At 58.3% G+C, this 21,888-nt stretch carries 15 protein-coding genes and 1 tRNA gene; 9 read left to right on the top strand and 7 right to left on the bottom strand.

Annotated features, from left to right (window positions below; all coding sequences use genetic code 11):
- Positions 1-56 precede the first annotated feature (56 nt).
- From ACZ5DH_RS02845 to ACZ5DH_RS02830, 4 genes are all read right to left on the bottom strand, one after another.
- On the bottom strand, positions 57-1,955 hold the full coding sequence (locus ACZ5DH_RS02845) for an ATP-binding cassette domain-containing protein (RefSeq protein WP_464255647.1): 1,899 nt from the start codon (positions 1,953-1,955) through the stop codon (positions 57-59).
- Entirely contained in the window at positions 1,952-2,950 is a 999-nt protein-coding gene (hlyD, locus tag ACZ5DH_RS02840; protein ID WP_464255646.1) for a secretion protein HlyD, read from the bottom strand. Before hlyD ends, ACZ5DH_RS02845 begins: the two co-directional genes overlap by 4 nt.
- Positions 2,951-3,650: 700 nt before the next feature.
- Complete coding sequence (locus ACZ5DH_RS02835) at positions 3,651-5,108, bottom strand: catalase (protein WP_464255645.1); 1,458 nt, start codon at positions 5,106-5,108, stop codon at positions 3,651-3,653.
- A 157-nt stretch (positions 5,109-5,265) separates the two neighbouring features.
- Entirely contained in the window at positions 5,266-6,057 is a 792-nt protein-coding gene (locus ACZ5DH_RS02830; protein WP_464255644.1) for an SPOR domain-containing protein, read from the bottom strand.
- 184 nt (positions 6,058-6,241) lie between these two features.
- On the opposite strand from ACZ5DH_RS02830, the gene ACZ5DH_RS02825 reads away from it, so the two are divergent.
- Positions 6,242-7,225 carry a peptidoglycan glycosyltransferase gene (locus ACZ5DH_RS02825; RefSeq protein ID WP_464255643.1) on the top strand — a complete coding sequence of 328 codons (984 nt, stop codon included), beginning with the start codon at positions 6,242-6,244 and terminating at the stop codon, positions 7,223-7,225.
- 630 nt (positions 7,226-7,855) lie between these two features.
- Here the strand turns inward: ACZ5DH_RS02825 and hypB are convergent.
- Both hypB and ACZ5DH_RS02815 read right to left on the bottom strand, forming a co-directional pair.
- A complete protein-coding gene (gene hypB, locus ACZ5DH_RS02820; RefSeq protein ID WP_464255642.1) occupies positions 7,856-8,524 on the bottom strand; it encodes a hydrogenase nickel incorporation protein HypB in 669 nt (222 codons plus the stop codon).
- 442 nt (positions 8,525-8,966) lie between these two features.
- A complete protein-coding gene (locus tag ACZ5DH_RS02815) occupies positions 8,967-9,320 on the bottom strand; it encodes a hydrogenase maturation nickel metallochaperone HypA/HybF (protein ID WP_464255641.1) in 354 nt (117 codons plus the stop codon).
- Between the two features lie 69 nt (positions 9,321-9,389).
- Here ACZ5DH_RS02815 and ACZ5DH_RS02810 point away from each other — a divergent pair, with 69 nt between their 5' ends.
- The 3 genes from ACZ5DH_RS02810 to focA all read left to right on the top strand — a co-directional run bounded on the left by ACZ5DH_RS02810 (position 9,390) and on the right by focA (position 13,316).
- A complete protein-coding gene (locus tag ACZ5DH_RS02810; protein WP_464255640.1) occupies positions 9,390-10,715 on the top strand; it encodes a tetratricopeptide repeat protein in 1,326 nt (441 codons plus the stop codon).
- Positions 10,716-10,756: 41 nt separating this feature from the next.
- Entirely contained in the window at positions 10,757-11,617 is an 861-nt protein-coding gene (locus ACZ5DH_RS02805; protein WP_464255639.1) for an AMIN domain-containing protein, read from the top strand.
- Positions 11,618-12,428: 811 nt separating this feature from the next.
- Positions 12,429-13,316, top strand: a complete 888-nt coding sequence (gene focA / locus ACZ5DH_RS02800) for a formate transporter FocA (protein WP_464255638.1) — start codon at positions 12,429-12,431, stop codon at positions 13,314-13,316.
- A 535-nt stretch (positions 13,317-13,851) separates the two neighbouring features.
- On the opposite strand, the gene ACZ5DH_RS02795 is transcribed toward focA, so the two are convergent.
- Positions 13,852-14,277, bottom strand: a complete 426-nt coding sequence (locus ACZ5DH_RS02795) for a hypothetical protein (protein WP_464255637.1) — start codon at positions 14,275-14,277, stop codon at positions 13,852-13,854.
- A 154-nt stretch (positions 14,278-14,431) separates the two neighbouring features.
- Here ACZ5DH_RS02795 and ACZ5DH_RS02790 point away from each other — a divergent pair, with 154 nt between their 5' ends.
- The 5 genes from ACZ5DH_RS02790 (at position 14,432) to ACZ5DH_RS02770 (ending at position 21,883) form a co-directional block, all read left to right on the top strand.
- Positions 14,432-16,969 carry an Rne/Rng family ribonuclease gene (locus tag ACZ5DH_RS02790; protein WP_464255636.1) on the top strand — a complete coding sequence of 846 codons (2,538 nt, stop codon included), beginning with the start codon at positions 14,432-14,434 and terminating at the stop codon, positions 16,967-16,969.
- Positions 16,942-17,661 carry an epoxyqueuosine reductase QueH gene (locus tag ACZ5DH_RS02785; RefSeq protein ID WP_464255635.1) on the top strand — a complete coding sequence of 240 codons (720 nt, stop codon included), beginning with the start codon at positions 16,942-16,944 and terminating at the stop codon, positions 17,659-17,661. Before ACZ5DH_RS02790 ends, ACZ5DH_RS02785 begins: the two co-directional genes overlap by 28 nt.
- Positions 17,662-17,730: 69 nt before the next feature.
- Positions 17,731-17,806 (top strand) — tRNA-Asn (locus ACZ5DH_RS02780).
- A gap of 589 nt (positions 17,807-18,395) precedes the next feature.
- Positions 18,396-20,540: a PAS domain-containing sensor histidine kinase gene (locus ACZ5DH_RS02775; RefSeq protein WP_464255634.1), complete on the top strand. Its 2,145-nt coding sequence runs from the start codon at positions 18,396-18,398 to the stop codon at positions 20,538-20,540.
- Positions 20,519-21,883 (top strand): sigma-54-dependent transcriptional regulator, encoded by a 1,365-nt coding sequence (locus tag ACZ5DH_RS02770; protein ID WP_464255633.1) that lies wholly within the window; start codon positions 20,519-20,521, stop codon positions 21,881-21,883. The genes ACZ5DH_RS02775 and ACZ5DH_RS02770 overlap by 22 nt, the downstream gene beginning before the upstream one ends.
- Positions 21,884-21,888 lie beyond the last annotated feature (5 nt).

The raw sequence follows: 21,888 nt of genomic DNA, 5'->3' as shown, positions 1-21,888 counted from the left end.
CAAAGGGCGTCACTGCGCCTTGAGGGCAGCGCTATTTTTCCATTGTCGCGCACGCCCTACTGGGGATGCTGCCTGTCATACTCTTCAATACTGGCGATAAAGGCTTCCTCCAGGGTGGGGTCTTCCACTGTTTTACAGGAGGCCTTGAGTTCGTCGGGCGTGCCCATGTGGATCATGGCCCCACGGTAGATGAGGGCTATGCGGTCGCAGTATTCGGCTTCTTCCATAAAATGTGTGGTGACCAGAACGGCCGCCCCGGCTGTGGTCATGGCCGAAATATGCTTCCAGAAGTCACGGCGGGTGCGGGCGTCCACGCCGGAGGTGGGCTCGTCCAGGAAAAGCACGGGCGGCTCGTGCAGCGTGGCGCATAACAGGGCCAGACGCTGCTTCTGGCCCAGGGGCAGGTCGGCGGTGCGGCTGTGCAAAAAATCCTGCAACTCAAGGGCTCCGGCCAGTACGGGCAGAAGTTCATCGCGCCGCTTACGGCTCAGCCCGTACAGTTCCGCAAATATTTTTATGTTTTCCGTCACCGGAATGTCGGGGTACAAAGAAAACTTCTGCGCCATGTAGCCCAGGCGGGCGCGGGCATTGCTGCCCGCCGTGAGCAGATCCATGCCGTCAACCGCGCACTGGCCCGAAGTGGGCCGCGAAAGACCGCAAAGCATGCGAAAGGTGGTGGACTTGCCCGCCCCGTTGGGGCCAAGCAGACCGAAAATCTCGCCGGGGCGCACGGAAAAACTGATGTCGTGCGCGGCGGTGAAATCGCCGAATTTCTTGGTAAGATTGCTGGCTTCAATGCTTGGGAAGGGCTGGGACTCCGCCGGGGCGTCCCCCCCTGTGCCGGGCGCGGAGCCGGATGGTGCGCCGGACGGACTGACCGCGCCGGGCTCTGCATCGGACAGGCCAGCCCCTGCGCCTGACGCGCTGGCCGGGGCGGACGCGCCTGACGGACCAGAGCCGTTTATCGCATACAGCTTGCCATACGGCGAAGGTTTCTGGTTGATGCCGCCCACAGCGCTCATATAGGCGTCTTCAAAGCGCGGTGACACGGGTTCGCCGCCTTTTTCCCGAACTTCGCGCCGTAACTCCGGGGGAGCGTCCTTTGCCAGCACAAGACGGATACGGCTGCCCTGTACAAGCGCGTCCTCAATGCCGGGGCGCATACTCCAGGTGGCCAGTTCATGTCTGTGGGCTCCGACGGGCGTTTTAAGCAGAAAAACCCTGTCCCGCACCCTGTCCGTGAATTCCTGCGGAGCCCCGGAGTAAAGAACGCCGCCCTTGTCCAGAACAACCACCTGCGGGCAGTGTTCGGCTTCATCCAGATAGGCTGTGGCCCAGATCACGGTCATGCCGTCGCGGCTCAGATCCTGCACCATCCGCCACAGTTCGCGGCGCGACTGCGGGTCCACGCCCACGCCCGGCTCGTCCAGCAGCAACAGGCGGGGCGACCCCAAAAGCGCGCAGGCGATGCCAAGCTTTTGCTTCATGCCGCCAGAAAGACGCCCGGCCAGCCTGTCCGTAAAGGGAGCCAGGGACGTGAACTGAAGCAGGCGGTCAAAAAGCTCCTGACGGGCCTGCCCTTCCAGGCCGCGCAAACTGGCGTGCAAACACAAATTGCCCATGACGCTGATGTCTTCATACAGGCCGAAGCGTTGCGGCATATATCCAATACTGTTGGCGCTTTCGCTCACAAGTTTGTCCGGGGCCTTGCCAAAAACCAGCGCCTCGCCACTCGTTGGGCGCATGAGCCCGGCCAGGATGCGCATAAGGGTGGTTTTGCCCGCCGCGTCCGGCCCCACAAGCCCGGTTATGCGCCCGGCGGGCACAGTGGCCGAAACGCCGCTCAGCGCAGTTACGAGGTGGGCGCCCTTACCGAAAGTCATACCCAGATCACGCAGTTGCACGGCCGCTTCACCCGCAGAGGATGGGGTCTGAACCGCTGTCGCCACGCTCATGACCCGGCGGCCTCGTCAACAACAATGGTGACAGGCATGCCCTGACGCATGAGGTTTTCAGGGTCAGCTACCTGCACCCGCAGGCGGTACACCAGCGCGGTGCGCACCTCGCGGGTTTCCACGGTTTTGGGCGTGAACTCCGCCGTGGGAGAAATGAACCCCACCTTGCCGGGAAAACTTTTGCCCGGAGCCGCATCCACCATGACGCGCACAGCCATGCCCGGCTTGATGCGCCCAAGGTTTGGCTCGTCCACATAGGCACGCAGCCAGACCGGATCGGTGAGGGTCAGCGTGTACACGGTCTGCCCCTCCTGCACAATGGCCCCGGCCTCGCGGGCACGGGTGAGCACAATGCCCTTTTGCGGAGCGGCAAGCACACTGTCGTGCAGTTGTATTTCCACCCGCTTCAGGGCGGCTTCCGCGCCAGCCACGGCGGCGCGCTGCGCCAGCACGTCTTCTTCCCGATAACCGGAAAGCAGCATATCCAGCTGATCCTGGGCAGAACGGAGCTTTGCCGCCGTTTCGCGCGACTGGGCGCGGGCATTGTCCAGCTCTTTCTGGGAAACGGCGTTGGAAGAACGCATGGCTGCGACGCGGCGCAGATTGATGGCGGCATTTTCAGACAGGGCCGTGGCCGCGTTTACCGCAGCCCTGGCCTGGGCAATTTCTTCAACCCGATAACCGCGCTCAAGGCGGGCCAGAGAAGCCTTTTCACCTTCAAGGCGGGCAGCGGCCTCGTCACGCTGCTGGGTCAGCAGGTCAGCGTCCAGTCTGGCCAGGGCCTGCCCTTCGGCCACGCTGTCGCCCTCATCCACCAGCACGGCGGCTATACGCCCGCCAACGCGAAAGGCCAGGTCCACCTGGCGGATATCAACATTGCCATACAGCGTGAGGTTGCCTGTGTGTCGGCCGTCCAGCCAGCGCCATAAAAAAAAGGCTGCCAGCACCAGAACCGCCACGGCAGCCACACTTACAACCCTGCGAGAAGTTTGCATGAGTCTCCCGATATTTCAAGACGCCTTTAGAGAGCGTCTGCGGTAGTTGGCGGGCAGCCTCCGGACTTGAAACGCCACTGTCTGCCCGTCTCTTCAGAGCATTTTAGCTTTGAAAAAGTGAAATGCTCTAACGCTGCACGAAAGTGCAGCGCGCCACAACGTGGCGTGGATTCAGCCGAAAAATGCGATTTTCGGCTGAATGAACACTTTGAAATGTGAAGCATTTCAAAGTTAGTCTGCTCTATGACCGGCCGCCATATACCACGTAAAGCGACCTGTACAAAACATACCCAGTGCCGCGCGCCTTGTCCACAGCCATGCGCGTAAACGACGGCATAAGGCCACGACATTCTGGAGCAATGGCACGTTGAAATGCCTTGTGGGGGAGGGACCCTTTTGCAAAAGGGTCGCCTCCCCCACACCCCCACCCCCTAAAATTCTTATCGTATTTCATTATATTGCAATGCATTTTCTGATATGAGAGAGGGGGGCGAGAGACGGCGTCTTCCGCGCATCACACACCTCAGGAGTTATCTGCTTTATAAAGGCACTGACAGAATCGCAGGTCCGCGGGCAAATGGCAGATGGCGTTCCGCGCAATAACGCACCGCCCCCGGCATTGCTGCCGGGGGCGGAATTGGGGCGTGGTACAGAACCTGTGAAGCTGAAGGGCTGGCAGAGGGCGCTTGGCCCTCAGTTATCATATTTCAGAAGGATCGATGCCGCAGGCGCGGGCAACACCCGCTCCATACGCCGGGTCGGCCTTGGCGCAGTTACGGATGTGCCGCAGCTTGATCATCATGGGCGCATCGCCCAACTGACGGGCAGTATTGCCGAAAAGGGCTTCCTGCTGTTCGGGCGTCATAAGGCGGAAGAGTTTGCCGGGCTGTTCGTAATAATCGGCGTCATCGCAGGGATACGACCAGTGATCGGCATCGCCGTTGATCTTGAGCGGCGGTTCGGCCGCGTTCGGCTGCTCCTGCCACGCGCCGTAACTGTTGGGTTCATAATTGGTGTGGCCGCCATAGTTGCCGTCTACCCGCATCTGGCCGTCGCGGTGGTAGCTGTGGAAGGGGCAGCGGGCCTTGTTGACCGGAATGAGATGATGGTTCACGCCCAGACGGTAGCGCTGCGCATCCCCGTAGGAGAAGAGCCGCCCCTGAAGCATCTTGTCCGGCGAAAAACCTATGCCGGGCACTATGTTGGCAGGGTTGAAGGCTGCCTGTTCCACTTCGGCGAAGTAGTTGTCGGGATTGCGGTTCAGTTCCATCACGCCCACTTCGTACATGGGCACATCCTTGTGGTACCAGACCTTGGTGAGGTCAAAGGGATGGTAGGGCAGCTTTTCGGCGTCAAGCTCGGGCATGACCTGCACAAAGAGCGTCCAGCGCGGGAAATCGCCTTTTTCGATATGCTCGAACAGGTCGCGCTGATGGCTGTCGCGGTCACGTCCGATAAGTTCCTGGGCTTCGGCGTCGGTAAGGTTTTTGATGCCCTGCTGGGTTTTGAAGTGGAACTTGACCCAGTAGCGCTCGTTCTTGGCATTGATAAAGCTCATGGTGTGGCTGCTGAAGCCGTGCATGTGCCGGTAAGAAGCGGGGATGCCGCGGTCGCTCATGACCACGGTGACCTGATGCAGGGCTTCGGGCAGGAGAGACCAGAAATCCCAGTTATCTTGGGCGCTGTGCATGTTGGTGTGCGGATTGCGCTTCACCACATGGTTGAGGTCGGGAAATTTGAGGGGATCACGCAGGAAAAAGACAGGAGTATTGTTGCCTACAAGGTCAAAGTTGCCTTCATCAGTATAGAATTTGACGGCAAAGCCGCGAATATCGCGTTCGGCGTCGGCCGCGCCGCGTTCGCCAGCCACGGTGGAGAAGCGAACAAAGAGATCAGTTTTTTTGCCTACCTGAGAAAAGAGCGAAGCTTTGGTAAAACGCGTTATGTCGTGAGTGACTGTAAACGTGCCGTAGGCTCCCGATCCTTTGGCGTGCATGCGCCTTTCCGGGATGACCTCGCGGTCGAAATGGGCCAGCTTTTCAAGAAACCATACATCCTGCAAAAGCATGGGACCACGCGGCCCGGCGGTGAGAACCCTGTTGTTGTCGGCCACCGGCGCACCGGCATTGTTGGTGAGTTTGTTTTGATCGTTCGGCATTGTGGTCTTCTCCTTGGTTTGTCTGTGCGGGCCAAGGGGCGCTACTGCCTGCCCTGCCCAGACGATGGCATGAAAAGGCCCTGATGTAAATAATAATTATTACTATTTACCAACAATCCTGAAATCCTCCTCAAACTCCCTGAACTTTATGGATAAACTATTGTTTTACCGGAGTCTTGCTGCGCAAGATGGGCTTGCCAAGATTCAAGCTCTCGCAGGCATGCACCACTTCCGCCGCTCTGCCTTCATTCCCTCTCAAAAGTACCAAGATAACCAGCAGCTTGCCCGACCGCTGCAAGCGCGTTCTCAGTCCGCGCCCCTCAAGGCGCTGGCGCAGGCTGTCAACGCTCTCTTCATCCTTAAAGGCTCCAACCTGAAACACGTAATCAAACATATTACCCACGGGCTGCAGGCTGTTCAGCACCACGGGGTGATTTTCCGGGACAGGCTGTGCCGCTTGCCCCGCCTGTGCGGCTGATGCGGATGCGCCTGCGGGCGTGTTTGCGGGCGCGCCTGCGGGCGTGTTTGCGGGCGCGCCAGCCTGCTGACGCTGCGCGGCCGCCTGCCCCGCCGGGGCCTGCCCGGCAGCCTGAGTGGCTGCGGCGGCAGGAGTGCGCGCCTGAGGCACGTCAGTCATGCCTGGCGGCAGGCTTTCGCCACGCAGCACGCGGGCGAAACGCAGCTCTTCGGCGGCAAGGATTTTTTGCTTGGGAGCGGCCTCTTCCGCCGGTTCCACGACAACACCCTTTTTCAGCGCGCCACCGGCTACACCGGCCTGCGCCGGATGCCCCCGCCAGTACGCTCTGCCGCTCATGACGCCGCCCACATAGGCGAGCGCTATGGCCGCCACAACGAGAAAACAGGCCGCCAGCAGTGAAGAAGGCCGCAGACACAGGCTTTTAGGTGAATCTTGCTGGTCTGACGGAGAGTTACGTGACGCTGGAGGCATGAGTTTTCCTTTTAGTCTGATGAATTCTTTATCTTTTTCATACGAGTCTTCAAACCTGCCGTAACATAACAGGCGCGGCTTCAAGCGTAAAGGGCGCCGGCAACGCGCTCGCGTCCCGACTTGCGGGCACGCCCTGCGCTCTGGTATATATTCCGTGTCTTACAAAGACATTGGGAGTACGCTCATGACCATCAGCAATAGCTCACGGTACAATCTGTCTCTGATTCTCGCCTGCCTCATGCTCTTTTTGTGGAAGGCCGCCCCCATGGCGGCAACGCCGCAAAACCTGTCCATCGTCAACGGGACAGGCGAAGATTTGCTCAATATTCACCTGCAAAGAGGCAAGGTCACGCAATTCATGCGTCTGGACATGCCCCCCGGCGGCAGCGAAGAAATTGAAAACCCCGGCGGCATGGTCGAGTTGCGCCTTGACACGGGGCTGGCCCTGTGGACGTTCAGCCGCGTTCCCCTGGGGCAGGCAAGAAGCCTGACCTTCGGCCCGCAGCCCGACACCCTGACCGTGGCCACGGGCAAGGGCGAGAGCCTCCAGTTCCGCGCCCGCATGCGCAGCCTGTTGCCGGATGAAAACAGCGGGCCGGTCTGCGCTCTGGACCAGTTCCGCCCCGGCATGCGCATGAAGGACGTGTGCGCCCTGCTGGACCAAAGCCCCCCGCACGACGACAATGACGCCGTGCTCACCAGCCTTGGTTTCGCGGGCATGGTGTGGGCGGCGCGCCTGCTGCCGGGCCAGGTCGAAAACGGCAAGCCCGGCATAGTCCGCACAAGCGGGCCCGACCGCCTTGAACATATGGAACTGCGCCGCAAGCTGGACGCCGCAACGCTGAACAAACTGCTGACAACCCTGTATGCTCAGGGCTACGCCCCGTGGCAGGCCGAACTGCCCGGCCTGGATATGGACTTTGTTGAAATGCCCAAGACAGATACGGCCAGACACAAGGAAATTCTGCAGCAAGTACTGGACTACTTTATGTCTGCCGGGCAGGGCGAAGCCACAGTCATGCTGGCCCCCGCGTCCATGCTGCCCAAGCTGGCCGACGCCGACAAGCCGCAAAGCGATGTGCAGCTGTTTACGCTGACCCTGCGCCACAGCTCAAAAAATCTTGTGGTGGATGTGGCCGCGTATCAGGCCAGCGAAGGCGGCCGCTGATCCGGCTCTTTTGCGGCAAGGGGCGGCCACGGCCGTGCCGCCGCGTTTTCGCCAAGCGTTTTTACGCGGTTATGCCACGGACGGCCAGTTTTTAGAGCAAGCGCGCATGGCTCCCCCTGGCGGCTACTCCCACTGTTGATTACCGCCAGCCGCTCGTCAGCCATCGGGCTTTCAATCGGTCACCAGGCATTTCAAAATAAAGATGCTCACCCAAAAACCCGGCCCGGATGACATCCGGGCCGGGTTTTTTATCTCAAGCTGACTGCCTGTGAGAGCATACATTTTAAGCGCTTACGGCGCCGCCCGCTCCGGCGCGTTACTGCGCCTGCGTCATTAAATGTAATCTCCCCCTTCAAACCAAAAAACATTTTGTACCATACCAAAATACAATAAGAGTTTTAGAGCATTTTAACTTTGAAAACCTGTAAATGCTCTAACGCTGCACGAAAGTGCAGCGCGCCACAACGTGGCGTGGATGCAGCCGAAAATGCGATTTTCGGCTGAATGAAGACTTTGAAATGTGAAGCATTTCAAAGTTAATCTGCTCTAGGGGGTGGGGGCGTGGGGGAGAGACCCTTTTGCAAAAGGGTCCCTCCCCCACAAAGCATTTCAAAGTGAGCCTGGCCTGCCCTAAACAGGCCGCCCTTCCTTTTTGGCCGCACGCTTGTCGCGAAGCCAGTCGTACCACTGCTGAAGCCCCTGTCCCTGGCGGCAGGAAACTTCAAAAATATCCAGGTCTTTGTTCAGCTTGGTGGCAAAGTTGCGGGCCCGCGTCATGTCAAAGTCCACATAGGGCAAAAGATCAACCTTGTTGAGCACAAGGGCGCGCGCCAGATTGAAAAGAAGGGGATACTTTTCGGGCTTGTCGTCGCCCTCGGCCACGCTCAGCAGGGCGACCTTGGCGTCTTCGCCGCAGTCGAACTCCACCGGGCACACGAGGTTGCCCACGTTTTCGATAAAAAGAATGTCCACGCCTGTCAGATCAAGGCTGTCCAGAGCGGTCAGAATCATGTTGCTGTCGAGGTGACAGCCGCCGTCCGTATTGATCTGCACAGCCTGAGCGCCTGTGGCGGCCACACGGCGGGCGTCGTTATCCGTTTGCAGGTCGCCTTCGACCACGGCCATGCGAAACTCTCCCGCCAGGTCGGTCAGCGTGCGTTCGAGCAGCGTCGTCTTGCCTGCCCCTGGCGAACTGATGAGATTCAGCGTCAGAATCCCACTGTCAGACAAACGCTTGCGCACATGGGCCGCCATTTTTTCATTGGCTTCCAGTACATTGCGAACCACGGGAATTTGCATGCCTGTCTCCTAAACAGACTCCTCGCGGAGTCCTTGGTCTGAAGTATGGAGCGATATGGGAACACCAGGGCAGAGTTGGCCAGCACGGGCAGACCGCACGCGCCTTCTCGGCGAGCGCCTGCTCACACTGCCGCCCGGGCAATTTCAACGTGAACGGGCTCTATCAAGAAAAAAACGAAAAAAAGTCCGACAGCAAAGCAGCGCCCGCAGCCGGAACAAAAACCCGCGTTGTGGCCTGCCGCCGTTGCTGGCCGCGAACTGGCTGGCGTTGACGAATGCCAATGGGCCAACCTGACCAGGCCAGATTGCCTATGAAATGCTTACATTTCAATTTGTCATTCTGCCGAAAAATGCGATTTGCGGCTGCATCCACGCCACATTGCGGCGCGCTGCACTCTCGTGCAGCGCTGGAACATGTACTTTTTTTCAAAGGTAAAATGCTCTAACTGGCCTCAAGACGGTTCAAGTACAGTTCCCTGCCCTGCTTGACCACATGGCCGAACTGCTCGCCGCACCCCGGGCAAGGCTGCACAAGGGCGTCCTGCCCCTCGCCGCCAAAATCCGCGCCGCAGAAGGGGCAGTGCAGTTGCAGGGGAAGTTCTTCAAGTTCAAGGCGCGCGCCTTCATGAGGCGTGCCCTGAATCATAGTCTCAAAACAGAACTGAAGCGACTCGGGCACAATACCAGCGAGGGCCCCGTACTTGACGTTCACGGCCTCAATACGTGTGCAACCCTGCCGGGAGATTTCCTCTTCCGACATCTTCAGCAGACTTTGTGCAATTGCCATTTCGTGCATACGGCCACAGTAACGCAAACCCCCGGCAAGGTAAAGGCTGGAAGGCATTCTTGCCATTCGGCGTAAATAATGTACATTTCTGCCATGCGTCGCTCAAAATTTTCAGGCGTGTACTCTTTTTCCACCGACTGGACGGGAAATAACCGCAAGAACCACTACTTCGTCTGGGAGCTTCCTGACGGAGCCTTTGCGGTGCAGGAACTCAACAAAGCGTTCCAGCCGTTAGCCGAACCAGAAAGAATCAGCGCCAGTTCATTTGCCAAAAACTTCAGGGCAGAGCCAGAAATTCTGGCAATGCCCGTCATGACCCCGGATCTTTCACATCTTGAAGCCAAAGAAAAGTCCGCTGGCGGTTCCGATTCCGCACAGCAGACCGGACAGGCGGGCGCGGCAGCCTCTGAGCCGTCTGGCGAAGCCAGCCCCCTCCCGAAAACTCCGGCCGCGACTGCCGCCCCTGGCGCCATCACGCCGGACGGCGCTTCTGGAGGCACCGCAGGCGGCGCGACTGACGGTGCATCAACTGCCCAGAAAGGCCGCGCGCAAGGCGGAACCAAGCCCGCCCCGCAGGCTGCGCCTCAATCACGCGATTCGCAACTTTTTGCCAACGAGTCTGAAAGCATTGCTGCCAGCGTGCGACAAAGCGCCACGCCATTTGCGGCTCCCGCTGGCGCGGCGGGCCAGGCTGGCGCTTCAGCCGCAACGCCTGGCGCGCAACGGCCTCAGCAGGCGCGCAAGCCTTCTCCAGAGTCGCTGCACCCCGTGGCCGCCGATGAGCCAGAAGGTCTGAAGCGTAAACCCGCCGCGTCGAAAAAAGAAACCGCCGCCGCTCCGGCGCGGACTCCCCAGTTGCGCCTGCAACCTGTGGAAAAAGACCTTTTGACGACTGCAACGGACACGCCAGTGCGTCTGCTCCAGCCGGGCGTAAGCCCGACGCCCATGAGCCGTCCTATGGATCTGGAGGCCATGCGCAAGGCCAAGATGACAGAGACGCGCCTGCGCGAAACCTTTCGTCAGACCTTGCTGCGCCTCCGGCGTCCGCGCGAACGCAAGGCCGCGCTGAGCGCCCTGGAACAGCTTGCGCAAACAACTGAAGACATCTGCACCGCGCACAAGCACATGTTCAGAGATTTCGGCGTCAGTCTGCGCCAGAATTCGCAACTCGCGCTGGCTCTTTTGTTCAGCCGCAGAGTGGTGGATCTGGCCCCGGACGATGACCATGCACACTTCAACCTGGCCCGCATTCTCTGTTTGCTGGGACAATTTGATGAAGCCGCAGCCCATGTACGAACAGCCATGAATATGGATGGCGAAGAACCTTTGTACTTTCGGATGCTGGTGCATATTCGCAAAGAGATGCTGCAAAAACGGGGACAATCCGCCTCCGGTGACAGCTGAACATATTCAGGACAACCTCGTTTCGGCAGGAGCCTTTTGGCATGAATAAAGTGATTTTAAGTCTTCTTCTGGCAGTCTGCGTGCTGGGCATGGCCCTCATTATGCTCAACGAAAAGATGCGCAAGCCGGAGCAGACCCCCAGTGCTCAGGCGAACATGAGTCAGCAGGCCGCAGATCCCGGCGTCGACCGTCAGACAGGGCCGGAGGCGGCATTGCCGTCGCTCGGCGATGTCGCGCAGCCCCCCAGAACCAGCGGAGGCGCACAACCATATCTTCCGCCCCTGCCAGTAGAGTCCGGGCATGCTTCGGCCCCGGTCGACACCGCGCCCCACCTGGGCGACAAAGGTCCGCGCACGGCTGAAGCCGTTCCCGTGCACCCGCCGCTGCCTGAGCCGGTGAAGCACAAACCCGATCTTTCCGCCGCGCCTGAAAAGGCACCCGACGCCGCCAAGCCCGAAACGGCCAGCACCGTAGCTCCTGCTGCGCCCGGCGCATCCACCGCTCCGGAAAAAGCCAAAACGCCGGAAAAAGCCGCCCCTGCGGAGAAACCCGCTTCCGGCAATACGGAAAAGGCCGCAAAGGCCGCGCCTCAAAAACTGGAAATCACACGTTTTGTGGTTTTTGCCCGCGACAAGGGAGCAACCATCCGCCTCGTGGGTACGGCGCCCCTCAACTACAAGAACATGACCCTCAACAGTCCTGAAAGGCTTGTGCTTGATCTGGACGGCAAGTGGCAGGTCAAAGCGCCGGGCGTGCCCAAAAACCCCGTGGTTACCAATGTGCGGCTGGGTAAAATGGACGGCAAGACCAGAGTTGTCATTGACCTTTCCGGCAAGCCGGCCAACGTCCGTTATGTCCTGTCCAAGGACAAACTCTCGCTGGATATCCGGGTGGACCAGTAATCCGCGTGGCCGTGGCGCCACTGGGCATCTGGAATTTTTTACTGACAAGGCCCCGACGGATGTCGGGGCCTTGCTGTTGCTGCAACCACCTTATACGCGCGGGACGCTTTTGCCCTTGATGCGCATCCTGCCACTGGAATGTATGGAAATCTTCCGCGCTACAGAAGCACCTGTGGCTGCCGCGTACTCCTCCTTTCATTTCATGATTTGCTGCTCTGCTCTCGCCTGTACAGCCGGGAACCGCACGTATGCAATACGCAATGACAATACGCAAATTCAGCCGCTGCGTAGCGAATATCGCAATATTGGTACAGTGTGAGACAGAGCCATATGCATTTAACCATTTGGCACGTCTCTGCCCTGCAACAGCAAAAAATATTTTTCGGATTGCTCACAAACACACGACAAATTCATTCCTGTAAACAGATGAAATTCAGAGATAATTTTTTCCAACAACCCCTTACATGCGAATATATTTAATAATACAATATAACCATGTTAAATATATACATAAAACAATATATACAGTTTGCAATAAATTTCATTGCAAATAAAAAAAATATACATTTTCTACAGATATAACAATACATGACAACTACAATATAGTTATACGCAAAACCCGTTCAGACGCGCAACAACCATCCAGAACTGCGTAAAAAAACACATTTCATCATTCTATATACAGTAGCAACAGTCCTTATGGATATTTTTTCATGACTGGTTTATGGTGGCGGACTTTTTGTCTCAGGTTCTGCCTGCGCAGCACTGCTCAGAGTCCATCCACCCTGATTCCTCCTCAAGGAGAGTGTTCATGACCGGAGCGTCTTTTGAAGCGCTGAATCCTCGCCAGATGTACGGCAAGGTTGTGGAAACCATGATAATCAAGGCTACAAGGCCACCCCGCCAGGCATTTTTGCTGTCCGTGATGGCGGGTCTGTTTATAGGGCTGGGCTTTGTTTACTGCGCTGTGGCGAATGTGACAGGGGCAGGCAAGATCGTAGGCGGGCTTGTGTTCAGCCTTGGCCTCATGCTTGTCGTGGTGCTGGGCGGCGACCTGTTCACCTCGACCACCATGACGCTTGTGCCCCGCGCAAGCAGCAAGATCAGCTGGAGGCAGATGCTCGCAAACTGGGGCATTGTTTATGCCGGAAATTTCGTCGGCGCCATCGCGCTGGTGGCCCTCATCCTTCTTAGCGGGCACCCCTGGAATGACGGCGGCGGCATTGCCCTTTATTATATCAAGACAACTGAATACAAACTGACCCACACCTTTATTGAAGCCCTGTTTTTGGGCGTCATGTGCAACCTTATGGTCTGCCTTGGCGTGTGGATGGGGTATTCCGGCCGCTCGCTTTTCGACAAGATGGCAGCCTGCCTTTTTCCTGTGGGCCTGTTCATTGCCTGCGGATTCGAACACAGCATCGCCAACATGTTCATGATTCCCATCGGCATACTGTGCAGCGGCATGATGCCTCCCGAAGTGGCGGCCAAGCTGACTGACCCAGTCCACACCCTCTCGCTGCTCACCTGGGAAAACTTTGTACTGAAAAACCTCATCCCGGTAACACTGGGCAACATCCTTGGCGGCGGCGTGCTCGTGGGCCTGTTCCACTGGCTTGTGTTCGCGGGTGAAAACACCAGGGAATCCCGCGTGACAAGCAATTCCCACGAAAGCCTGGAAGAGCCGCATGCCGGATAGTGTATGGTTGTCATAAGGGGAGCGGCCAACCGCAGGGACGGCCATTCTTTGCCATACCGGGCACGTTAGCGTCATTTTTTGTCTGGCGTTCATGTATGGACAAGATTTAAAGGGTGGGAGGGGGTGTACGCGGTGACGCTTGAAAGCGCCCCTCCCACTCATAGAAGGATTTTGCGCACGCTGGCTGATGCCGTGATCGGGCCAAGGGCTTTTTTCAGGCTGCAACAGTAAGGATACCTGGTTGCGATATCAGCATGGACCGTGTATGTTGCCAAAAGCTTTACGGCGCTCCACGCAACCGCTTGTCAGCGCGTAAAGCTGCGCGCTGTCTTCCGCACTGTGCGCCGCTGCCTTGCCTCACCCGCCGGGTGGTCCTCCAAAACAGTTCAGGCAAGCTCTGCGGGCACCGGCGCAGGCTGTGCCTTTGCGGCAAGCCTGCCCGGATGGTCATCAGGGCGCTTTCACAACAAAATACCCCAACCAGCGGTATACACGCATCAATCTTCTTCACGGCACAGGAACGCTTGCATATTTTTCAAAAAAACGTACTCTCCAACAAGCAGACTAGTATGCCTGCCGCAAAAGCGCGCCACACGGTGCTGCTGCGGAAAATTCCTCCTGGGATTCCGGCATGCTGCTGAAATTTTTCGCGGTGGTGAACCCGCCCCCGCAGCCAAAGGATTTTCATGACCAAAGACCAAGAAACACCAGTGACAGAGACCCAAAATTCAGGCGAACCGAGCCCGAAGCCTTCCAAACCCAAGACCCGCGCCTCTGCCCGCGGAAAGACGGCCACTGTCTCTGAAACAGCGGCTAAAAAGGCAGAAAAAACAGCGCCTCCTTCCCCCGCTTCCAAGACTTCTCCCAAGGCTTCCTCTTCGTCCGCCAGCGCGGATTCCGCAACAAAATCCGCCAGGCCCAAGACCGCCAGAAACACGACGGGCAAATCCGCCTCCGACAAAAAGAGCTCCGGCACGGCAGATGCCGTCAAGGCTGGCAAGTCAGACAACGCGCCTGCGGCATCTGGCACTGCGTCTGCGGTAAAGGCCGCATCTGAAAAAACCGCCCGGCCTGCCGCGCCCGCGGCGCGGACGCCTGCGGAAAAAGAAAAACGCGTGGAAAAAGCGCCAGCCGCCAGTGCTGCCGCCGCCCCCTCCACTGCCCGCGGTGACAAAAAGCCCGCCGCAAAACCCAGAACTGCCAGAAGCAGGCAGGCAACCTCCAATACTGGCAAGGACGGCGTGACCGCCGCCAAAGCAGAGGGCAAAACCGCTACGATGGCAGCCACTGCTGAGGACGTGTCTGCCAACGAAAAAAGCTCTGTTAAAAGCAGGGCGGTAAAAACCGGAACAGCCAAAGCTACGGCCCGGGCTCATGCTGGCAAAAGCACGACCGCCAAGCCGGATGCCGCCACAAGCGCCGCAGGAAAGCCTGCTGACGCTGCACCAGAGAAGGCTGCGGCACCCGATGCCGGAACTGACGCCAAAACTGGCGCAAAACCGGCTTCCACGGCCGGATCCCGTCCTTCCGGCAGAGCGCGCGCAGCCGCGCCCCGCAAAAAAACGTCGGTCCAGAGGCCTGCCGAAAAGGCCGCCGCGCAGCCTGAAAAGAAAAATCTTCCGTCCTCCGCCGATGCCGCCCAGGCCAAACCTGCCCCGGCCAAAACCGAAGCCGGCCAGCCCCAGGCACAAACCGCGCAGGCGGCCAAACCCGCTGCCGAGGTCAAGGACGCCACCGTTTCCGTCACTGCGGCGATCGCATCCACTGAAGTGCTGGCACTGGCTTCCGGTGAAAAGCTGGCCATCGCCAGCCGCGAATCTCTTGCCATTACTGCTTCTGAAACCTTGGCGCTGGAGGCGGCAACCGACACCCAGGATGCCGAAGGACGCGCTGAAGGCTCCGGCGATGCGCCGCGCCGCAAAAACAGGCGTGGACGACGCGGGGGGCGTGGTCGCAACCGCAAAAAAGAGCAGAATGGCGATAATGGCGAGATGCAGACGAGCAATGGGGTCGCTGCCGACGAGGTAAAGAATGGCGCGCCGCAGAACGGCCAGAGCCAACCCGTTGCCGAGGCGGATCAGCCCGGCGCCGCCGCGCCTGCCGCCAGCCCGAGCAAGGAGACCCCCGAACCGGCCAAGGCTGCCAGCAACCAGAAATCTGCTCCGGCAACGCCGACGTCCAAAGGAAAGGCAAAAGCCGAAGCGAGCTCCGGCAGACGCCGCATGTTCATCAGCGTTCTGCCAGGCGAGCAGGTTGAGGTGGCCCTGACCGAAGACGGCCAGTTGCTTGAGTATTACCTGGACATGCTGCATCAGCGCAAAATCAAGGGCAATATCTACAAGGGCGTCATCCACAACATCGACACCAATCTTCAGGCCGCTTTCGTGAGCTACGGCGCAGGCAAAAACGGCTTCCTGCAGATTGACGAAATTCACCCCGAGTACTGGCTGACCCATCATGAACCGGTCAAGGGCAAAAAATTTCCGCCAATCCAGAAAGTGCTCAAGGCCGGACAGGAAGTGCTTGTTCAGGTCGTGAAGGAACCTACGGGCAGCAAGGGCGCGTTTTTGACCACGTGGCTCTCCCTGGCCGGACGTTTTCTTGTGCTCACTCCCGGACAGGAGCAGATCGGCGTTTCGCGCAAGGTGGACGACGATGAGGAACGGAGCCGCCTGCGCGAAATGATGAACGGCATTGACCCCGGTCAGGGGCTGGGCGTCATCGTGCGAACGGTCAGTGCGGGAACCACCAAGACGACCCTCAAGACAGACCTGCAATACCTGAAACGCGTCTGGCGCGACATCCGCAAAAAAGCCACCGAGGTCACGGCCCCTGCCCTTATCTATCAGGAGCCCGGCCTGTCGGAACGCGCTGTGCGTGACTATCTGACGGAAGACGTGGGCGAAATATGGGTGGACAACGAGGATGTGGCCCAGAGCATCCGCGAAACCGTCAACCTGCTCTTCCCCCGCAAGAGTGATCTTGTGCGCCTGCACAATGATGTGCGCACCTCCATGTGGGAACGGTTCAACCTGCGCCGCCAGCTTGACCAGATTTATACCCGTGAAGTGCTGCTGCCCTCGGGCGGACGGCTGGTCTTTGACCAGACCGAAGCCCTCATGGCCATTGATATCAACTCTGGCAAAATATCCGGCAAGGGCAACTTTGAGGCCATGGCCCATAAAACCAATATGGAAGCCGCCGAGGCCATTGCCCGCCACCTCAAGCTGCGCGACATCGGCGGACAGGTGGTTATCGACTTCATTGAAATGCGCGACAAAAAGCACGTCATTGAAGTGGAAAAAACCCTGCGCACCATCATGAAAAATGACCGGGCGCGCCACGATGTGGGCCGCATGAGTTCCTTTGGCCTTCTTGAACTCGTGCGTCAGCGCACCGGTTCATCAGCCCTGGCCATCACTATGGAACCCTGTCCCGCCTGCGGGGGCACGGGTCAGCGCCGCAACATCGAGTGGCAGGCCCTCCAGGCCCTTCGGGAAATGCACCGCATGCTGCGCGCTGAAAACAAAGAAAAATGCGTCTATAGCGCCTCGCCCGAACTGGCTCTGTATCTGCTCAACCACAAGCGCGACAGTCTGCGTGAAATGGAACAAAGCTACAGCAAATGTCTGGAAATATCCGTTCGTCCATAAAGGGCGGACAAGGCTCGGCCTCCGGGAAGTCCGGCTTCCCGGAGGCCGCCGCAGCCATATCCGCAACGCCAGTGGCTGCCGACTCCTCCGGCCCGCAATCTTCCCCCGCCGCTGCGTCCAATGGGCGCAGCCTGCTGTTGCACGTCTGTTGCGGCCCTTGCGCCGTCATGCCGATCACGCGGCTGCTGGATGAGGGGTTTGCCGTTACAGCCTGGTATATGAACCCCAACATACACCCGCTCTCCGAGTATCTGCGCAGAAGGGACGCTGCGGGCGAATGCGCCGAACGGCTGGGCATTCCCATTCTTTATGATGACGCCGGCTGGAACATCACCGCATGGTTGCGTGCCGTCGCGGACCGCGATGTCGCACCCCAACGCTGCGCATACTGCTGTTCAAGTCGCATTGAGGCAGCCTTTGCCGCCGCCAGACAGCTTGACTTCGCCTTTGTGAGCAGCAGCCTTCTGTATTCACGCTATCAACCCCACGATGTCATCAGACAGACTGGAGAACGCCTGTCCAGCTCAGACGGCGCGGGCCCCTGCTTCGTATACAGGGATTTTCGTGAAGACTGGCAGGAAGGCATCGACAGATCAAAGACGATGGAGCTGTACCGCCAGCCATATTGTGGCTGTATTTATAGCGAAGCCGAGCGCTATGAAAAAAAACTGACGCGCCTGATTTCAGCCTGATCAAAATTTTTTGCATTTTTTGCTTGACCTTACCCCGTATTTTCCGTAAACACTTCCTTGCCTGAACGATCCCCGATAGCTCAATCGGCAGAGCGGGTGACTGTTAATCACTAGGTTGGCGGTTCAAGTCCGTCTCGGGGAGCCAGAAGAAAACAAGGGCTTACGTACACCGTAAGCCCTTTTTTCATGCCTTTTTTGCACCAAATTACACCAAATCTGCACCATGTGAGCTTTCTGGCCCATTTTCACCCAATGAAGGTACGTCTTTTTTGCTGCAGCTACCAGTCTGCTACCTTTTCTCCCCTTTTTCTTCTTCCCCCCAGGGGGCCGCATAATGCTGCCCTCAGACGGTGAATGACTTCGCATGCCTGACGGGCGTAAATACCCTGTATTCTGAACTTCTGCTCGCGCATAAGGTGGCGTGCACCAAGGATTACAGGCTCAGGCCGCACGGTCCGCATGATTGGCTACGGCGCGAACGAACGCTCCGGCTCCGCAAACCGCCGATGCGGGCGTGGCAATGGGCGGCATGGGCAGCGACATTACGCTGAATGCGGCGAATATGGGCCTGCGGGGTGAGGCGGTATTGCGCCCCCCTGTCTCTCGTGGTCTTTGCTTCAACGTACAATCAAGCCCGGATTGAATCCTGTGGAATATGCGCCAGAATTTTGTTACGTTCCTCCCAAAAGGGAGGTTTGCTTATGTGCTCGCTCTCATCCCGCAGTGCGGGAATCGTGGATATTCAATGTTTCGAGGAGCCTCTGTCTGCGGATCATGAAGAGATGGCCCGGCTCCTGGATGAGAGGGAGTCAGAAATCGCGGCCATGAGGAAAAAGCTGGTTAAGTACGAGGCCATCTTTCAGGGCTTGTCGGACGGAGTGCTGCTCCTCGATGAGAAGCTGTCCGAATGCAACCGGGAGGCCTGCCAAATCTGGCGTTGCGATCAGGAGCACATCATTGGTTTCTTCCCCAGCGACTTCGCCCCCCCCGTACAGCCAGGCGGTGAAAATTCATACGAGATGGCCTGCAGGAAAATAAACGAGGCATATAGAGGCAACATACAGAAGTTCGAGTGGAAGGACCTTCGCCGCGATGGAATCCTCATCGATACGCAGGTCATCCTGAACCGTATCGAGGTGGACGGAAAAGGTTATGTACTGGCCACCTTCAAAGACATCACGGATATCAAGGAAAAGGAGAAAGAACGGCAGGCCTTGCTGCATATGATGGAGAAAATCATTGAAGACAGGACACGGACCCTGCAGGAGTACAACGACTCTCTTAACGAAGAAATCGCACGCCGCAAAAAAACGGAGTACAATCTCGAACATGCCTATCTTGAACTGGAGCAAATATTCGACACTTCCGGCGACGGCATCCTCGTTCTCGATTCGGATCGCAACATCGTTCGCGCCAACCACGCCTTTCTTAAGCTGGTGGAAAGCCCCATTGAAGGCGTGATAGGCAGAAAATGCTTCGATATTTTTCCTTGCCACCACAAATGCAGGGATCACTGCATCATCCAGGAACTTGTGGTCGGCCAGTCCAAGACGGATTTTGAAAAGGAGTTCGTGTCCGAGTCGGGCGAGCGCAAGTCCTGCATGGTCAAGGCCGCGGCCCTTCGCAACGCCGCCGGAGAAGTGCTCGGCATTGTCAAAAACTACAGAAATTTGACCCAATATAAACGCTGGGTCGAAATGCTGCAAGAATCTGAGGAATTTCACCGTATTACCCTGGAAAGCATCTGGGACGTCATCTTTCTTGCCACTGACGAAGGCAAGGTGGTTTTCGTAAGTTGCAACGTGAGGAGCATTTTTGGCTACGGTGCGGACGAGATTTCCGCCTTCAAAACCATCTTCGACCTTGTCGGCTACCAGTTCTACTCGCCTGGTGAATTGCGGATGGCCCGTGAGATCAGCAACCTGGAAGTCGAGATCACAGACAAGCACGGCAACAGACGCGTGCTTCTGGCCAACGTCAAGCGCGTGTGCCTGCGTTCGAGCACAACGCTCATTGCCTTTCGTGACATCAGCGAGCACAAGAACGCCGAGGACAGGGCCAAGATCGAGTACGAGCAACTCGTGCAGGCCGGCAAAATGGTGTCGCTGGGGATTCTGGTCTCGGGCGTGGCCCACGAGGTCAACAACCCCAACAACTCCATCATCCTGAACATCCCGCTCCTGCAGCACATGTGGAACGACGCGCTCCCCATTCTTGACTCATACATGGAGGAGAATGGCGACTTCATGCTCGGCAATCTGCGCTACTCCTACGCCCGTGAGCGCGTCCCCGAGCTTTTCTCCGGCATTATAGCCTCGTCCAAACGCATCAAGCACATCGTGAGCGATCTCAAGGAGTACGCCCGCCAAGGGTCCATGGTCATGAACGAGGTCATCGACATCAACGGCGTCCTTAAGGCGGCCGTGCTGCTCCTCGGCAACCAGTTGCATAAGGCCACAAACAGACTGACGATCGTTCACGGTTTCGGCATCCCGCACCTTCAGGGAAATTTTCAGAAGATCGAGCAGATCGTCATCAATATTCTTCAGAATGCCTGCGAGGCCCTGCCCGACAAATCAAAAGCAATCAGCGTCCGCACCGGTTTCGATCAGGAAGGCGGGCAAATCTGGCTGGAAGTGAACGACGAGGGGCAAGGCATCAGCAGTGAAGATTTGCCTCACGTGACTGATCCCTTCTACACCACAAAACGCGCTTGCGGAGGGACGGGGCTGGGGCTTTCCATTTCAAATAGAATTATGCAGGAGCACGGCGGCGAAATGACAATCCAGTCCCGCCTGGGCAAAGGAACGCAGGTTCGACTGGCCTTCCCCATCCGCCGTCAAGGAGAGGTGCGAAAATGCAATCCCTTCCTGTCCTGATTGTCGATGACGAGACAGACATCCTGACCAGTTTTGATATGTGCCTGCGCTCCAATGGCATTGACAATGTCATCTGTTGCGAAAACCCGGCCAGGGCTCTGGGCATCATTGACAGCCAGCCTCTGGGGGCCATGATCCTTGATCTGAGCATGCCGGGCGTCAGCGGTGAGGAGGTCTTGGCCCATGTGCGGGAGACGCGGCCCGAGTTGCCCGTCATCGTGGCCACAGGCGTGGAGTCCATCGAATCGGCTGTGGCCTGCATGAAGCTCGGCGCCCAGGATTATCTGGCCAAACCAGTGGAAAAGGAACGTCTGACGGCGTCGGTGCGCACGGCTCTGGAAGTGAGCCGCCTGCGCCGCGAGAACACGTCCTTGCGCCAGTGCCTTGTGCTGGACCGTCTGTCCAAACCTGAGGCCTTCGCCCACTTCACCACGGTCAGCCCCAAGATGCGCCAGATATTCCAGTACCTCGAGGCCATCTGCGCCTCCGCCGAACCCATCCTCATAATGGGCGAGACAGGCACGGGCAAGGAACTGACCGCTCGGGCCGTACACAAGCTGACCTGCCCTCAGAAGCCTTTTGTGGCCGTCAACGTGGCGGGTCTTGACGACATGGTCTTCAGCGACACGCTTTTCGGCCACCGCAAGGGAGCCTTCACCGGCGCGGTCACGGCTCGCAAGGGCCTGGTTGAGCAGGCCGCCGGCGGCGTCCTGTTTCTCGACGAGATCGGCGAGTTGAAAGAATCCTCCCAGGTCAAACTGCTGCGCCTCATGCAGGAACGCGAATACCTGCCCTTGGGCGCCGACGTTCCCCATCCGTCCGAGGCGCGGGTGGTGGTGGCCACCAACCGCGATCTGGAAGCCATGACCCGCGAGAAGAGCTTTCGCAAGGATCTTTACTACCGCCTGTGCACGCACATGGTTCGCATTCCGCCTTTGCGCGAACGCACCGAAGACATCCCGGTCCTGCTTGAACTGTTTTTGAGGCAGGGGGCGGAAAGCTTCGGCAAGGAGGCTCCCAAACCAAGCCACTACCTTGTGGACAGGCTGAGTGATTACCCATTTCCCGGCAATGTCCGCGAACTGCGCTCCTTCGCCTTCGACGCCATAGGGCGCTGGGACGGCGGAGACTTCTCCTGCGGGCCGGACAACGACACCATGGCCGCCTGCGGCACGGAAGAGGGGCTTGGCTTTCCCGCCACCCTGCCGACCATCGAGAAGGCGGTGCAAAGCCTGGTGCGCGAGGCCATGAGCCGCTCGGGCGGCGTGCAAACAGTGGCTGCAAGGTGGCTGGGCATATCGCAGCCAGCCCTTAGCAAACGCCTGAAAAAAAGCGGATTATAACCTTT

The organism is Desulfovibrio simplex, from assembly GCF_055387835.1.
The sequence above is the reverse complement of the archived record's forward strand: the minus strand, read 5'-3'. Positions and strand labels throughout refer to the sequence as shown.

What these genes read in the sequence shown, in the direction of transcription:
- ACZ5DH_RS02845 (WP_464255647.1), bottom strand. Translation starts at nt 1,955, where the DNA reads ATGAGCGTGGCGACAGCGGTTCAGACCCCATCCTCTGCGGGTGAAGCG.
- hlyD (WP_464255646.1), bottom strand. Translation starts at nt 2,950, where the DNA reads ATGCAAACTTCTCGCAGGGTTGTAAGTGTGGCTGCCGTGGCGGTTCTG.
- ACZ5DH_RS02835 (WP_464255645.1), bottom strand. Translation starts at nt 5,108, where the DNA reads ATGCCGAACGATCAAAACAAACTCACCAACAATGCCGGTGCGCCGGTG.
- ACZ5DH_RS02830 (WP_464255644.1), bottom strand. Translation starts at nt 6,057, where the DNA reads ATGCCTCCAGCGTCACGTAACTCTCCGTCAGACCAGCAAGATTCACCT.
- ACZ5DH_RS02825 (WP_464255643.1), top strand. Translation starts at nt 6,242, where the DNA reads ATGACCATCAGCAATAGCTCACGGTACAATCTGTCTCTGATTCTCGCC.
- hypB (WP_464255642.1), bottom strand. Translation starts at nt 8,524, where the DNA reads ATGCAAATTCCCGTGGTTCGCAATGTACTGGAAGCCAATGAAAAAATG.
- ACZ5DH_RS02815 (WP_464255641.1), bottom strand. Translation starts at nt 9,320, where the DNA reads ATGCACGAAATGGCAATTGCACAAAGTCTGCTGAAGATGTCGGAAGAG.
- ACZ5DH_RS02810 (WP_464255640.1), top strand. Translation starts at nt 9,390, where the DNA reads ATGTACATTTCTGCCATGCGTCGCTCAAAATTTTCAGGCGTGTACTCT.
- ACZ5DH_RS02805 (WP_464255639.1), top strand. Translation starts at nt 10,757, where the DNA reads ATGAATAAAGTGATTTTAAGTCTTCTTCTGGCAGTCTGCGTGCTGGGC.
- focA (WP_464255638.1), top strand. Translation starts at nt 12,429, where the DNA reads ATGACCGGAGCGTCTTTTGAAGCGCTGAATCCTCGCCAGATGTACGGC.
- ACZ5DH_RS02785 (WP_464255635.1), top strand. Translation starts at nt 16,942, where the DNA reads ATGTCTGGAAATATCCGTTCGTCCATAAAGGGCGGACAAGGCTCGGCC.
- ACZ5DH_RS02770 (WP_464255633.1), top strand. Translation starts at nt 20,519, where the DNA reads ATGCAATCCCTTCCTGTCCTGATTGTCGATGACGAGACAGACATCCTG.